Below are 14,831 nucleotides of genomic sequence, written 5' to 3' on the forward strand. Positions count from 1 at the left end.
CTCCTGTACAAAATGGTGGTGTGGTAACTTCCATTTTACACGAAGCCTTCATGGGCCTTTTGTTTTTTTAGGTGTCGCACTTCATTTTACAATCCATCATATCAAAAAATAATGCTATGTAATATGCCGTCAGTTCCATATTAACCTTTTGGCGGAGTTGTTCAAGTATTTTCTACTACTCGTTTACTATAGAAACGAACAGGCAGCTTCGATATAAGAATGAAGCCACCTGCTTGTTTCTTGGCGATTAACGTACACCATTCAGCTTCATAAAGAAATGCACATTTCCTAATTAAGGAGAGAAACATAGGCTAAGCTTAGCTCTCTCTTGGGATAAGAAAACATTTGTCTGTGTTTGTAAATCCGATGCGCGGATAATATTCCGTTGCGGTAGGTGCCGAAAGAAGGACAACCGATACGGATGGACCAAGCGCAGCTCTTGCATGCTCAACTAATTGCTTCCCGATACCTAGCCTTTGATAAGCGCGGCTCACGGCAAGGTCCGAGAGGTAACAGCAATAGACAAAGTCCGTTAAGCACCGAGCAATGCCCACTAGCTTGCTGCCATCCCAAGCCGTTATGATCAAGTCTGCATGCTCAATCATCTTCTCCAAGCGAGCTAAATCCTGAAAAGGTCTTTTTATTCCTGAGTTCTCGAACACTAGTGATAAATCAGCAGCCGTAATCATTCGATCTGAATAATAGTTGATCAATTATTGATCCATCCTTTCCCTAGCAGCAAGGATATGCGCAACATGGTGATTGCCATGCCAAGCATAATGGCCAAGCGTATAATCTAAGTGCAACGTTTCTTTCGATTCCGGATGATAAAAAGCTTTTTGAAAATCTTCTTCTGTCAACGACTCAAGCAACGTGACCCATTTTTTATGCAATTGCGTAATGAGAATAAGGGACGGATCGATATCAGCATCCACAGAATCAGGCAGCTCTGCGAAACGATCCTCGTAATAAGGCCTTATTGTAGGCGTCTCCTCCGTCAGTGCAAGCTTGAACCGAATATAGCTATTCATATGACTATCAGCGATATGATGGACAACTTGGATGATGCTCCAGCCTCCCGTACGATAAGGTGTTTGCAGCTCCGAGCCTTGCAGACCTGCAACGCTTTCTCTCAATCGCTTAGGCAGCTGTTCGATTTGGCTTATCCAGGCCCGTCGTTGGTCTGCCGTTACTTTTCCAATTAAGCTGTATTGGCCAATGGGGTATTTTTCATCCATATGAATCCTACTTTCTCCACATTATTTTTGTTCGTCTTCCTAATCAGCCTCATTATTTTCATGATTATACAGCTTAAACCGTTTTCTGAATAGTCCGTCTTTTAAGTTATCAAAATGCTGCCTTGTCCAAGAAAAGGGTATTGTTTCAAAACTATGAAATAAGGCCTAACTATCGCAGCAGCTCCTATAATTGGTGTAATCCCTAGTCCGTTTCAGGTCTCTTTCGGATACATATATAGAAGGCAGTAGCGATTTAGGAGGGATAATATTTTGATAGCTTCATCCAAATCTACGCGGGTCCAGCGCCGAACCTCGGGATTGAACAAGAAAAAAACGGCATGCTGCAAGAAAAATCTAAAACCGAAATCATGCTTGAGACACAAACGCCGCTTTGTCGTAGGACCAAGAGGATTACAAGGACCAGCAGGGGCTGCGGGCAAGAGTGGACCGCAGGGCGCAATCGGCCCAGCTGGCACCCCCGGAACTTCAGGCACAAACGGACTAAGTGGTGCTGTTGGAACACAAGGGATACAAGGCTTGCAGGGTTTGGCTGGAGCAGCTGGAGCAGTTGGCCCTCAAGGTCCGCAAGGTCTTCAAGGACCACAAGGTATTCAAGGTGTACAGGGGCCGCCCGGAACGCCCGGAACGCCCGGTTCAACCGATTTCACCGAGCTGATAGCTGTCCTTAACGGATTTTTGGAGCTAGGCTCCGTCATTAACGTGATGACACCAGGACAGCCTACCGGATTTGCCGGAACGGTTGCTGCCGTACTGGAGACTATTGTTCGGATCGCATCTCTTTCTGGTACCCAAATGACGATTCCACTTGGCTACATTACGAATATCGAGCTTTTAACCCAGCCCACCTAGAAAAGAGGTATCCTCGCATGTCGACAACGCTTTCCGGCGATTTGCTTCCCTTGCTGGGCAAGGAGGTTTTCGTTATGACCAACGGTTATGGCCAAGTTGCCATCATTGGCAGGCTGGATCAGGTAGGAAATGACTTCATACTTGTGTCCTTCGAGCAAGAAAAATTCCTCTACGAAATCCGTATCTTTTATGCGAACATCGTTTATGTTCACGAGAATCCTGTTGAATGATACGGAGCATCATGGAAAGGAAGACGGATTATGGCGATTATAACGAACGGACGTCTCATTCTCCCAGGCACTGCATTTTACGGATTGTTAAAAAGCAATCAAGGCCAAGCAATAAAAGTCACGACATCAAACGGGATAAAATCCGGAGCTTTACTTGCGTTTAATGCTAATTTCCTTACATTGGCTAATGCAACGGGTGAAACCACCTACGTGTTAACATCAGAGTTAATCACATTTTCATTCCCCTCATAAGCGAAAGGCTGGTAAAGCAGGTGATTAACCTAGCTGAACCAGCCTTTTTATGAAATAATGTCCATTCATGACAGCATTTGCTCAGCCACATAATTAGCTATGGCAAGATGCAAACCATCGAACAGTCCTTCGCTCTCCCAAATAACTTTAAATCCCATTGAAAGAGCAGCTCCCAGCTCACCTTCCAGAGGATGCCTCAACCATTCTTCCCCTGCGACGCCGTAATCAGCATCGATGCCGCTTGCGTATACGGCTTTGATCGATGAGAGCATCCCATGCTCTTCTACGGAAGCTTGCTCGAGCGGTTCGAATGGGAATTGATGAAGAATCGCTTCAATCGTCTTGTTCTTTTTGTCCGTAATGAGCAAGAAGCTCAAATTCGCATTTTCCTCGTTTTCGTCGTCAGCGCATGGTCCAACCAAAGCGATTCCTTCGATTTGTGATTGCGTCCCTGCCCACTGTACGAATTCATACATGAGCTTGTAATGATCTGGTCTCACCGCTTCATCACCTTCCTGCTTGCCCCTACATTATTCAAAGCCAAACATCTTTATAGTCGATTTTGTCCCAAGCATTCAGCGAATTGCCTTGAAGACTCTCATTATGTCCTACGATTTGAACAGAATTACATCCACTATCCATTTCTCCCTCGCTACCAAAGCCGATATGAAAAACTAGCCAACCAGAAGGCAGCTAGCGAAGAGGCTTAGCGCAATGGGATCCATCGACCATTTAGGCTTGCTTATTTTTGCTGTAAGCTACTACTTCTTGATAAGGCAAATGTCCGCCAAATATATCAAGCGCACTGCCGATTGTAATGTCCAGCTTCCCATTCGACAGCTCATCGAATTGGTCCATATCCTCGATGGATCTGGCTCCTCCTGCGTAAGTCGTCGGAATGCCTACCCAATCTGCCAGTGCGCTTACGAGACTTTGCTGAATGCCTCGCTGCTTTCCTTCCACGTCCACGGCATGTACCAAAAACTCGTTGCAATACTGCTCAAGAAATCGAATATTGTCTGAGTTTACTTCGAAGTCGCTGAACTGTTTCCATTGATTTGTTACAACGAACCATTTGCCGTCCTTCTCTTTGCAGCTAAGATCGATAACTAAGCGGTCAACCCCAACCTCCGATACGATCTTAGAGAGATGCTCCTCGTTAAGTTGTCCATCCTTAAAAATATAAGAAGTCACGATGATATGGGATGCCCCTTTTTCCAAATAAAAAGCAGCGTTGTCCGCTGTAATGCCGCCTCCTATTTGCAAGCCGCCGGGGTATTGCTCCAGTGCGCGAACGGCCGCTGCCTCGTTGCCGCCTCCGAGCATTATGACATGCCCTCCCGTCAACGCATCCTTCTTGAAGAGCTCTGCATAAAAAGCCGAATCCTGCTTCGAAACAAAATTTTCGATGATTTCCGTATTTAATGTCTCTCCGACAATTTGTTTTACTTTGCCGTCATGCAAATCGATACAAGGTCTAAACTTCAATGTCATTCCTCTATTCTTTATATGCTATGTACGCTTGTTTTCTAGCCGCCTGCTTATTTCAACATCGCAATAAACTTCTTTGGTGCTCTCGTTAGATAAGCTTCCTGAATGACCCCAACAAGCTCATCCCATCCGATGCTTCGATCTAATCTAACGCCAATCCATCCCAAATGCCCGACATAGGCTGGACGGAAATATACGGATGGTTCCGAATCGATTAGCATAGCCTGCATACCCGGCGGTGCGGCGCACCAAAGGGCAACTTTTCCATCGTTGTGGTGATTATGGCGATATTGCACGAATGACTTTTTCTCGGCAACAAAAAAGCTTGGAGCTCCATGGCTCAATTTTTCACTCGTGCCTGGGAATGACATACATAACGCCCTCACGCGCCCCAGTATTTCACTATACGCATCAAGCTCGCCAGCATCATCATGCTTCAAGCGGAATCCCTCCATACGAATCGATGAGTCATGAACATATTTTATCACATGAAACAAGCTTTGCGCTTCTTAATTCAAGCCACTTGCCAGATTCACATACAAAAAAGCCAAGCAGGGTTAGAAAGTGACCCCTTTCATAGATTCCGAGGCCACTCCCATTATTACCTGCCAGGCTTTTTGTTTGTTACTGAATACATCGTTCTCCTCTTACTTGTTCCATTTCCATTGTTCCATTTCCATTAAAAATCAAAATGATCAGGATCCGGTCCGACACGGACATTTTCGTTCATGCCGGCGATAAGCTCCATATCTGCTTCTGATAGCTCAAAATCGAAAATAGCCGCATTTGCCATAATTCGCGCTTCGTTGGTCGATTTCGGTATAGTCACAACACCGGTTTGCAAGTCCCATCGCAAAATAATTTGCGCAACCGATTTATCGTATTTTGCTGCAAGTTGGAGCAGAAGCGGGTTATCGAGCAATTGGCCCTGCATAAGCGGCGACCATGCTTCTAGCTGAATGCCCTGCTGCACGCAATAATTTCTTAGCTCAAGCTGCGCCAGCCGCGGATGATATTCCACTTGATTGACCATTGGCTTAATGTTGGCAGCCTGCATGAGCGTTTCAATGTGGTGGGGCTGAAAGTTGCTTACACCGATTGCCTTTACGCGGCCTTGCTCATACAGATGTTCCAATGCTCGCCAAGCTTCAACGAACCTTCCTTCTACGGGCCAGTGGATCAAATACAAATCAAGATATTCTAAACCTAGCTTGCTTAAGCTTGTCTCATATGCAGCCAGCGTGGATTCATAACCAAGATCGGCATTCCATACCTTTGAGGTAACGAAGAGCTCGGATCGATCAATCCCTGCTTGACGCAGCCCTTGCTCAATGCCACGCCCGACTCCTGCTTCGTTTCCGTAAATGGCCGCCGTATCCATGCTTCGATAACCGTTTTGAATTGCTGTGGCAACGGCAATCTCAAGCTCAGCCCCTTCCTCCACTTTGAAGACACCTAGTCCAAACCATGGCATGCGGACCCCATTGTGCAGCGTTGTCGTTGATTGTAAGTTTTTCATTGCATATGAACCTCCTAAGTTATGTTTAAACTGCTTTTGTTCTCTCTTTTTGTTCGAGCTTCATGCTCCAGCCTGTCAAAATAACGGCAGCTACTACCATAATGCCGCCAAACCAAGGGGTATGAATCAATCCCATTGCATCGGTAACGACGCCGCCTAAATAAGCGCCGATCGCGATTCCTGCATTAAATGCTGCTATATTAATGGCGGAGGCAACATCCACCCCGCCAGGCATAATCCGCTCAGCCAGCATAACCACATAAACTTGAAGTCCAGCCACATTCATGAAGTGAAAGAGTCCCATCAATATGATCGTAAGCAGCGCCGCAACCTTGAACGAGACGGTGAATGTTAGTACAAATAGAACTATCGCTTGAATGATGAACATGTAGAACAATGCTTTAAGCGGATTTCGGTTAGCAAGTCTGCCGCCGATCATATTGCCAATTGCGATTGCAATACCGTAGACGAGCAAGATCAACGTGACATGCTTCTCTTGAAAGCCGGATATTTCTTGGAGCAACGGGGCTAAATAAGTAAAGACGGCAAATGTCCCGCCATAGCCTAGCGCCGTAATTAAAAACATGAGCAAAAGCCGCCCGTTCGTGAACAGCTTGAACTGCTCGCGCATCGTAATTGGCGTTCCTTTCCGCAAATCAGACGGAACAAGTATGCTGTTGGCAATAAAGGCTATAAGACCTACAATGACAATCGCTACGAAAGCGGCCCTCCAGCCGAGCTGCTGCCCAATATACGTTCCGATTGGAACGCCGGTAATCGTTGCAACGGTTAAGCCTGTGAACATGATAGCGATTGCGCTTGCTCTGCGATTCTGAGGAACCACATCAGCAGCGATCGTGGAACCGATTGACATGAACACGCCATGTGACAAAGCTGATATTATTCTCGCTATAAGCAGCAGCTCAATGGTTGGCGCCGCCGCCGCAGCCGCATTGCCAATCATGAAGATCACCATGATCCATAGCAGCAGCGCCTTCCTCGGTATTTTTGTCGATACGGATGTAAGGATCGGTGCGCCAAAGGTAACGCCTAAGGCATATAATGTAACCGTTAAACCTGCTGTCGTAACCGAAATATTCATATCCTCCGATATAAGCGGCAGCAGGCCGACGCTAATAAATTCAGTCGTTCCGATAGCAAATGCGCTGACTGCCAGTGCAAGCAAGGCTAACGTACTTCTTCTTTTCTCTAATGTCATGATGCTTCTCCCCAATCCCTTTCTAATGATGCAAAAAGTTGTAGCTTAGATCGGCCGATGAATGTTATTATCGTTTATGCAATGAAAAATAACCAGTACGTACTTAAAAGTACTATAGGTACTTATTAGTACCTGTATCAAGCTATAGGGGAGAATGACATTGATCAAGAAGAAGTACAACGTACCCGTGGAAGCAACACTCGAGGTTATAGGCGGCAAATGGAAGTGCATCATTCTCTGCCACTTAACGCATGGCAAAAAACGGACGAGTGAGCTTAAGCGTCTGCTTCCGGAAATTACCCAGAAAATGCTTACTCAGCAGCTTAGAGAGCTTGAAGACGACAGCATTATCGAAAGAATCGTATATAATCAGGTGCCTCCCAAGGTCGAGTATCAATTGACTCCTTACGGGCAAAGCTTAAAAAGCATTTTAGATTCGCTTTCCGCATGGGGAGAGCATCATTTGATCAAGGTTTTCGGTGATAAGCATGATGTCCTCGAGGAGAATATCTTCAACAAATAAAACCATTTCCTGCATGCCTTCGGGCAGCTGGAAATGGTTTTAAAAAGCGCATTATTTGACGGGGTAGCCGTACCCCGGGTATTTAACGACCGGCCATTTTTCTTTTCGCAATGCATCCAGCAATTGATCACCGACATTCAAATTGCTTTGAACGAGCTCTCGTGGCGTCAATGCCATCCATTGGTTCAACGATACATCGACAAAACGATCACTTTTGAACATTTCCAAAAACCATAACGATTGATCGCCTGTGTTCTGAATGTAATGACCAAAGGCGAAAGGCACGTAGCCGACATCTCCCGCTCGGTAATCAAAGGTTCGGGCAGCTCCGTTTCCAGCAAAGACCGTCATGCGTCCTTGACCGGACAAGTAATACTGCCACTCGTCATTGTTGGGATGCCAGTGCAGCTCCCTCATCCCGCCGGGTTCCACCTCTACCAAGGCCGCCGCAATCGTCTTTGAGATCGGGAAATTAGTCGAGTCCACGATGCGCACGGTCCCGCCAGACGTTCGTAGGGGTGTTTGCGCAAGCAATCTATGCTTGAAGCTAAGCGGAATGGTGCCATATGGAGAAGGCACCTGCTGGCTCTCGATCGATCCTGGAATTTGATCCTGGTATATGTATACCTGATCAGGAGGAATATGCGTGAAAGCTTTCTCCGGAACGCCGAAATTTGCTGACAGCACATCCTTTGGCGTATGAGCAAACCAATCGGAGATGGACAACGTATTAAGGTCGGAGAAGCTCCCGTCATCGAATACGAGTAAAAACTCACATCCCTTCTCCAAGCCTTGAATGGAATGAGGGATGCCTGGAGGGAAATACCATAGATCGCCTTCTTCGATATCCGCAATGAAGTTCCGGCCTACTTGGTCGACAGACGTGATTCTTGCGCTGCCAACGAGCATATAAGCCCATTCAGCCTGCTGATGCCAATGCAATTCCCTCACACCGCCGGGAGTCAGACTCATATTGACTGCGGCGATTGTAGTCGAAATGGGAAAGTCGCGGACGGTAACCTCTCGAGACCATCCGCCATTGTTGAGCTGCATATGCGTATCCGAGAATGAAAACTTCAGGTTCGGTAAAAGCCCCGAATCGGTAACAGGCGGAACCAGCATGTTCGGATTCTCCATATCCCGCATAATGTCACGTGGACCAAGGTCTATGTTGCCCGCCCCGTCGCTCGGCCTGATTGGCTGAGGGATTTGTCCGAGCATAGCCTGTTCTCGTTCATCTTCTTCCATTTTAGTCCTCCTTTTACTCTATAAATAAGCCCCAATTTGCTTATTTGACCTCTACAACCTATGTTCGACATCATTGAAATATGCTCAGGCCATTGCTGCTCCGGCCATAATTGTCTTCATGAACCTGCAACATCCTAAATCGTCCAAGCGTCAGAATGAATGACCATGCAGTGGTATGCATACTGCCGATCAAGGGGATATTGCAAAAAGGAGGTTATATTGATGATCAAGCAACTCATTGCCAGTTTCTCGCTCCTCATGCTATGCATCGGATGCGGACAGAATAACGTTACTAATAACATGGCATCTCCAGTGCCTACCGCAAGCCCCACTACTGCACCGGTACAGTCGCCTGCCACCGTACCTACCGCAAGCCCCACTACGGCACCGGTGCAGTCGCCTGCCACCGTACCTACGGCAGCCAATGATCCGCTCAAAGAAAAAATAGCTTCGATGACGTTGGATGAAAAAATTGGGCAGCTCGTGCTGGTCGGCGTGGAAGGAACTACTTTGCAGGCTCCCACGACCGAGCTGATTGATACCTATCATGTAGGCGGTTTTATTCTCTATAAAAACAACATTACCGATCCTAACCAAACGCTTAAGCTGCTAAATGCGTTGAAGGAAAGAAATACAAAAAATGCAGCACCGCTTTGGCTAAGCATCGATCAAGAAGGCGGAAAAGTAAGCCGCATGCCTGATAACTTTGTAAAAATACCGCCTGCTGCCACGATTGGCAAAAGAGACAATGCCGCTTACACGCGCGGAGTCGGTTCGGCGCTTGGTACCGAAATTCGCTCTCTAGGCTTTAATATGGATTTCGCTCCGGTTCTAGACATTAACAGCAATCCTGACAATCCTGTTATTGGAAACCGATCCTTTGGTTCAGATGCCAAGACGGTTACGACTCACGGTATCGAAACGATGAAAGCCATCCAGTCTGAACAAGTGGCAGCGGTAGTGAAACATTTTCCAGGGCATGGCGATACTTCTGTTGATTCCCATCTAGATTTGCCAGTCGTAAACAAATCTATGGCCGAGCTTAAAGCATTCGAGCTGCTTCCGTTCGTGGAGGCAATCAACCAGCGAGCCGATGCCATCATGGTCGCTCATTTGCTCATTCCTAAACTCGACAAAACGTATCCCGCTTCCTTATCCAAAACCATTGTAACCAATCTGCTTCGTGAGGAATTAGGTTATGACGGAGTCGTCATTACCGATGATATGACAATGGGCGGCATAACGGAGCATTTCGACGTAGGAGAATCAGCGGTCAGATCGATCCAAGCGGGTACAGATATTATCCTGATCGGTCATGATTACGACTTGCAAATATCTGTAATCAAAGCATTGAAGCTTGCCGCACGCGATGGTGCTATTGCTAAGGAAATGCTCGATAAAAGCGTGTATCGCATATTGAGCCTCAAACAAAAATATAAACTGCAGGACAAGTCCATCGCCTCTGTTGATCTGAAAACGGTCAACAGCCAAATCAATCAGGCTTTGCAAGCCAAATAAACCAAACAGGCACAGCCCGCTGATGAGGGCTGTGCCTGTTTTTCACCTCGTTCTCTGAGGATTGCGATTCAAAGAAACGATGTAACCAATCTTCTATAATCCAAGGATATGGTAGCCTGCATCGACATGCAGCACCTCGCCTGTTATGCCTCGGGACAAGCTGCTCAGCAGAAACATCGTTGCATCGCCAACCTCATCCTGATCAATGTTGCGGCGAAGCGGGGCTCTTTCTTCAATCGTAGACATTATGTCGTTAAAGCCGGAAACGCCTTTAGCAGCAAGCGTGCGAATCGGACCTGCCGATATCGCATTTACACGGATTCCATACTTGCCCAAATCCTCGGCAAGATACATGACGCTCGCTTCTAGCGCCGCTTTCGCTACGCCCATTACATTGTAATTTTTCACTACGCGCTCAGCGCCGATATAAGTTTGAGTAACGATGCTTCCGCCCTCGGTCATCAGCTTCTTCGCTTCGCGAGCGGTTGCAACCAATGAATAGGAGCTTGAATTTTGCGCCAGCAAATAACCGTCTCTAGTCGTATCAACGTATTCACCCTGAAGCTCGTCCTTCTCTGCAAAAGCAACCGAATGCACAAGTCCGTGAATCATCCCTGTGGTTTTCTGAATTTCGTCAAATGCGGCGATAATGCTGGCATCATCAAGCACATCACAAGAAACCTTTTGCAGCGCTTCGATTTGATGCTGCTCGAGCAGCTTATTCAGCTTATCCAAGGATCTTTCCTTGCGATACGTGAAGATCAGCTTTGCTCCTTGCTTATGCAGCGCTTTAGCAACTCCCCAAGCGATGCTTCGATCATTGGCCACTCCCATAATTACAACTACTTTGTCATTCATTAAGTTAGACATGCTGCTCCTCCTAGTCTTTCGTCCTAACGTTGGAATCGTATATGTTTAACCTTCGCAATAGCGCAGTTATACGCTTTCGTAAGCCTGATCCCTATCTTGTTATCTCTGCCACTGTTCTATACTACCGATTCGGGGAGTGATATTCAACATCGAATTCAGATCCAGCTTCATATTTGCCGGACATACGTGATGTAATCGGTATTTACGGGAATGCCGCCAGCCTGTTTAAGAAGCGTTGCAATTTGTCCGCGATGATAGCTCCCGTGCAGTGAAACATGCGCCAATATATCCATAATCGTCGTCGAAAATGATTGTCCTTGGCTGTTGAAGTAAGTGATTTCAGAACAAAAATCCGAATCCTGCAGTCGATTTAACAATGCAGTATAACCGTCTTTATTCTCCATGGCCATTTGCTCGCACTGCTCCAGCGTATATGCCGGCCATATCGCGATTGCCGAAGTACTCTCGCCCTTAATCCGGGCAAGCCATATTTTCTCAGCCGCAACAATATGATTCAGCAAGCTGATCGGCTTCTCCAATTGAAGCTCGCTGCTGCTGCGAATGGAATCTATTACTCTCAAATTTGCCCATGCGCTATAGCTGCCGATTTTTTTATATTGTACGGCTAGCGTGGACAAAGGCTCTTGCTTTGAAACTTCTATTGACTGAATATGATAAGGCATCGCGGTTATGGATGATACTGTAATAGATAACTCCTGCCCTGGCTCAAGCTTGTTTAACACATCATATTCAAAAATGTGATATTTCTTCAGCTTGCCGTCATTTCGCAGCACATAAATCGAATGGTTATGTTTGCTGATTAGCTTTACGCGTATGATTCGATTATTTTTAGTTACTAATTCTAAGCATGATATAACGAAGAGGCTCAATACAACGATGCCCGATACGAAATAAAAGGCAACTAACGCGTCGGATACACCATTCTTCGTTGATGAAATAAACTGAATAACCATATTCGCAATATAAACAATGCTCAGGAAAAGCCATGAATAGATCCTTTTACGAGGCTTAAGGTTCATTCGCTCTCCTCCAATATGTCAATAGGCAGACTAGCCCTAAAGCTGCTTCTCTAAACAAACGCTGCTTTCATTATCTTGATAAGGGCCAAAACGATCGATAGCCTCATACCCATGCTTCCGATAAAAGCCCAGCGCTTCCGGCTGCGCCTCTCCTGCTTCAAGCTTCATGCTTCGGAAATTCATCGATTTCGCTCTCATTTCCAGCTCCGTTAATAGCTCCCTAGCAATCCCTTTATTGCGATAGGGCTCTTCAACAAAGAAACGCTTCAGCTCAGTCGAGTGCTTATCATAGGGCTTAATAGCTCCGCAGCCTACAGGGATGCCGTTCCAATAAGCAACGAGAAAACTCACCTCACTAATATTCTCATCCGAAAAATCGAGTCCGAAAATTTCTTCCTGCGGGTACCGCTGCAATAAATCCTGGTCGAGATGGCGAATCAACTTCTGAAGATCCACATGATCAGGTGATACATTCCTTAATGCTAATCCTTCCATTCTCTATTCACCTCATTAAATAGGATAATTACTTGTGTTTGTGCTACAAGTGCTGCCAACCTTATTGATCTGAAGCAAGCAGCTCCTTTATCGTATCGATGGTCTTCCATTTCATCTCCACCTTAATAAGTTGGGCGAATTGCCTCTTCGAATCGGTTGCATAGCTGTTGAATATCGTCCAGTCTAGCAAGCTTGCGAATCCAATCACTCGGAATAGCTTTCTCCCCGTACAATAATCCAGCCAGACCTCCTGCCACCGCCCCAGTTGTATCCGTATCCTCACCTAAATTAACGGCACGCAGTACAGCTTCGGTATAGCTGCTCGTCTTAAGCAAGCTCCATAGGCTAGCTTCAAGCGTATGTACAACATACCCGGAGGATTCGATATCCCCTTCATCCAATAGTGCAAGATCGCCTTTGAGCACTCGTTCGAAGGGCTTCATGTTATTCGGCTGCTCATCCTTGTATAACGTCAATACCGTTTCTTGCATATGGCTAATGCTGGCCGCCAGCGATTGGCCTTCGATCAATTGAATCGCCAGCTCCACATAAATGACACATGCGATTTTGGAGATGGGATGTCCATGCGTTATCGAAGAAATCTTGGAAACAAGTTCTTTCCGATCCATCGCTGTTTCTTGTTTGAACCAATAAGCAAGCGGCAATATTCGCATCAATGAACCATTCCCGTTGCTATTTAGGGTTATTCCTCCCGCAAGATCCGGACGAATGCACAATTCCTTGTATCGCTCGATTGCCGAAGCAGTGGCGATTCCCCTATCAAAAACTACGCCATGCGGCGTCCATTCATTTTTATCCAACCAATTGACGAAACGTTCTGCGATGTCGTACAGATCGACTTGAGGAAAGGCTGCGGCACTCTCCATCAGACAGAAGACCAGCGAGCTATCATCCGACCATGTGCCTGCGGGCTGGTTATGCGTACCGTAGCCGATCATGTCTGTCAAAGGTTTATTGCGCAGCGTATGACGTGATTGGAATTCAACAGGCACGCCAAGCGCGTCTCCCACGCATAGTCCGATAATTCCATCGCGAACTTTTGATTGTAGCATTGAAGCAAAACCTCCCGTTTTTTCCGTCTAATCCCTGCAATTCCTATAAGTATAACAATTAAGCTATTAATTCGAAACCTAAAACCGCTGTGCACATCAAAAAGGCTTCACATCACGTATCCGATGTGAAGCCTTTTATACATGTAATTTGATTTATTCAGGCTGTTACACTTGCAGTCCTAATTTCGTTAATTCCGCTTCAACATGTACGATTAAACGCGCCTTCTCACGTTCCTCCAAGAAAGCAGCTTTGAAGCCGTTCATAATAATCGTACCGATATCATTTATGGTAAGACCGCAATTTGCGATCAAACGTTCATACTCCTTCTGCAGGGTCGTATCCGAGACTGTCATATTATCCGTGTTGACCGTAACGACGATCCCCTGCTCCATGTACTGCCGCAATGGATAAGCCGCCCAGCCAGAGACGGCTTTGGTCTGCATGTTGCTTAATGGACACATCTCAAGCGGAATCTGGCGTTCCTTGACGAGTGCTACGACACTCGGATCCTCCAGCATCCGCACGCCATGCCCAATCCGCAGAGCTCCTAAGTCAGTGACGGCTACCTTCACATTCTCGGCACCGGCTGCCTCTCCAGCATGGATCGTAACGGGTAAGCCTAATTGCCGCGCATCAGCAAACAGTTGAAGAAACAGCTCCGCCGGGAACGATGCTTCATCACCTGCCAAGTCTACGGCAACGACGCCCTTATTATAGAATCGCCCTGCTTCCTGCACGACATCCTTATTCATCTCATACGGATGGTTTCTCATACAAATGATGATGGCTCTTGCTGTCGTTCCGAAAGCTTGCTCACCGCGACGCAGCCCTTTAAGGACAAATTCTATCACTTCATAAATGGACAATCCCATTTGGCGGTGAAGCTGTGGCGCGAATCGAACCTCGATATATTTTACCCGCTGCTTGGCAGCTTGCTCAACAACCTCAAAAGCTATTCTTTCAATCGCCGCAGCGGTTTGCAGATAAGGCAAAACGAAACTAAATTTACTCAAATATTCCTTTAAGCTTTGACAATCCTCGCTTACTTGCATATGGGACAGCAATTCAGAATCCGTATTGAAATTTATCGGATTTCCTTGCTCCCTCGCAAGCTGAAGCAGCGTTTCAGGCTTCACGCTTCCATCAAGGTGTACATGTAGATCGACCTTTGGCAGCTGGGACAATAACGTCCCCACAGCTGTCGAATGTTCATTGATTAACGTCATTGCCAGTCCCCTCTCGGT

At 46.5% G+C, this 14,831-nt stretch carries 18 protein-coding genes; 5 read left to right on the top strand and 13 right to left on the bottom strand.

Annotation, left to right across the window (positions count from 1 at the left end):
- Window positions 1-317: 317 nt before the first annotated feature.
- Both FHS16_RS09665 and FHS16_RS09670 read right to left on the bottom strand, forming a co-directional pair.
- Window positions 318-713, bottom strand: a complete 396-nt coding sequence (locus tag FHS16_RS09665) for a GNAT family N-acetyltransferase (protein ID WP_246431693.1) — start codon at window positions 711-713, stop codon at window positions 318-320.
- Window positions 714-1,238, bottom strand: coding sequence for a YfiT family bacillithiol transferase (locus FHS16_RS09670; protein WP_183561424.1), 525 nt, complete (start codon window positions 1,236-1,238; stop codon window positions 714-716).
- A gap of 270 nt (window positions 1,239-1,508) precedes the next feature.
- Here FHS16_RS09670 and FHS16_RS32245 point away from each other — a divergent pair, with 270 nt between their 5' ends.
- Genes FHS16_RS32245 through FHS16_RS09685 form a run of 3 tightly spaced genes read left to right on the top strand, consistent with a single transcriptional unit; the run spans window position 1,509 to window position 2,590 of the window.
- A complete protein-coding gene (locus FHS16_RS32245; RefSeq protein WP_221226311.1) occupies window positions 1,509-2,108 on the top strand; it encodes a collagen-like protein in 600 nt (199 codons plus the stop codon).
- 17 nt (window positions 2,109-2,125) lie between these two features.
- Window positions 2,126-2,338: a hypothetical protein gene (locus FHS16_RS09680; RefSeq protein ID WP_183561426.1), complete on the top strand. Its 213-nt coding sequence runs from the start codon at window positions 2,126-2,128 to the stop codon at window positions 2,336-2,338.
- A gap of 30 nt (window positions 2,339-2,368) precedes the next feature.
- Window positions 2,369-2,590 (top strand): hypothetical protein, encoded by a 222-nt coding sequence (locus FHS16_RS09685; RefSeq protein WP_183561428.1) that lies wholly within the window; start codon window positions 2,369-2,371, stop codon window positions 2,588-2,590.
- A gap of 65 nt (window positions 2,591-2,655) precedes the next feature.
- Here FHS16_RS09685 and FHS16_RS09690 read toward each other — a convergent pair whose 3' ends face one another.
- The 5 genes from FHS16_RS09690 to FHS16_RS09710 all read right to left on the bottom strand — a co-directional run bounded on the left by FHS16_RS09690 (window position 2,656) and on the right by FHS16_RS09710 (window position 6,819).
- Window positions 2,656-3,090, bottom strand: coding sequence for a hypothetical protein (locus FHS16_RS09690; RefSeq protein WP_183561430.1), 435 nt, complete (start codon window positions 3,088-3,090; stop codon window positions 2,656-2,658).
- A 232-nt stretch (window positions 3,091-3,322) separates the two neighbouring features.
- Complete coding sequence (gene hisA / locus FHS16_RS09695) at window positions 3,323-4,078, bottom strand: phosphoribosylformimino-5-aminoimidazole carboxamide ribotide isomerase (RefSeq protein WP_183561432.1); 756 nt, start codon at window positions 4,076-4,078, stop codon at window positions 3,323-3,325.
- Between the two features lie 53 nt (window positions 4,079-4,131).
- Entirely contained in the window at window positions 4,132-4,521 is a 390-nt protein-coding gene (locus tag FHS16_RS09700; RefSeq protein ID WP_246431694.1) for an MmcQ/YjbR family DNA-binding protein, read from the bottom strand.
- A 239-nt stretch (window positions 4,522-4,760) separates the two neighbouring features.
- On the bottom strand, window positions 4,761-5,600 hold the full coding sequence (locus FHS16_RS09705) for an aldo/keto reductase (RefSeq protein WP_183561434.1): 840 nt from the start codon (window positions 5,598-5,600) through the stop codon (window positions 4,761-4,763).
- 25 nt (window positions 5,601-5,625) lie between these two features.
- Window positions 5,626-6,819, bottom strand: coding sequence for an MFS transporter (locus FHS16_RS09710; RefSeq protein ID WP_183561437.1), 1,194 nt, complete (start codon window positions 6,817-6,819; stop codon window positions 5,626-5,628).
- 160 nt (window positions 6,820-6,979) lie between these two features.
- Between FHS16_RS09710 and FHS16_RS09715 the strand changes: the two genes are divergently transcribed.
- Window positions 6,980-7,342 carry a winged helix-turn-helix transcriptional regulator gene (locus FHS16_RS09715; protein WP_246431695.1) on the top strand — a complete coding sequence of 121 codons (363 nt, stop codon included), beginning with the start codon at window positions 6,980-6,982 and terminating at the stop codon, window positions 7,340-7,342.
- Between the two features lie 51 nt (window positions 7,343-7,393).
- Here the strand turns inward: FHS16_RS09715 and FHS16_RS09720 are convergent, their stop codons facing one another.
- Window positions 7,394-8,590: an oxalate decarboxylase family bicupin gene (locus FHS16_RS09720; protein ID WP_183561441.1), complete on the bottom strand. Its 1,197-nt coding sequence runs from the start codon at window positions 8,588-8,590 to the stop codon at window positions 7,394-7,396.
- Between the two features lie 222 nt (window positions 8,591-8,812).
- On the opposite strand from FHS16_RS09720, the gene nagZ reads away from it, so the two are divergent.
- Window positions 8,813-10,108 (top strand): beta-N-acetylhexosaminidase, encoded by a 1,296-nt coding sequence (gene nagZ, locus FHS16_RS09725; protein ID WP_183561443.1) that lies wholly within the window; start codon window positions 8,813-8,815, stop codon window positions 10,106-10,108.
- Window positions 10,109-10,201: 93 nt separating this feature from the next.
- Here the strand turns inward: nagZ and fabI are convergent, their stop codons facing one another.
- The 5 genes from fabI to add form a co-directional block, all read right to left on the bottom strand.
- Window positions 10,202-10,978: an enoyl-ACP reductase FabI gene (fabI, locus tag FHS16_RS09730; protein WP_183561445.1), complete on the bottom strand. Its 777-nt coding sequence runs from the start codon at window positions 10,976-10,978 to the stop codon at window positions 10,202-10,204.
- Between the two features lie 167 nt (window positions 10,979-11,145).
- On the bottom strand, window positions 11,146-12,018 hold the full coding sequence (locus FHS16_RS09735) for a DinB family protein (protein ID WP_183561447.1): 873 nt from the start codon (window positions 12,016-12,018) through the stop codon (window positions 11,146-11,148).
- 36 nt (window positions 12,019-12,054) lie between these two features.
- A complete protein-coding gene (locus FHS16_RS09740; RefSeq protein ID WP_183561450.1) occupies window positions 12,055-12,513 on the bottom strand; it encodes a GNAT family N-acetyltransferase in 459 nt (152 codons plus the stop codon).
- A 122-nt stretch (window positions 12,514-12,635) separates the two neighbouring features.
- Window positions 12,636-13,586, bottom strand: a complete 951-nt coding sequence (locus tag FHS16_RS09745; RefSeq protein WP_183561452.1) for an ADP-ribosylglycohydrolase family protein — start codon at window positions 13,584-13,586, stop codon at window positions 12,636-12,638.
- A 165-nt stretch (window positions 13,587-13,751) separates the two neighbouring features.
- Window positions 13,752-14,813, bottom strand: coding sequence for an adenosine deaminase (gene add / locus FHS16_RS09750; RefSeq protein WP_183561454.1), 1,062 nt, complete (start codon window positions 14,811-14,813; stop codon window positions 13,752-13,754).
- Window positions 14,814-14,831 lie beyond the last annotated feature (18 nt).

The sequence above is a fragment of the Paenibacillus endophyticus genome (assembly GCF_014192395.1).
GTDB lineage: Bacteria > Bacillota > Bacilli > Paenibacillales > Paenibacillaceae > Pristimantibacillus > Pristimantibacillus endophyticus.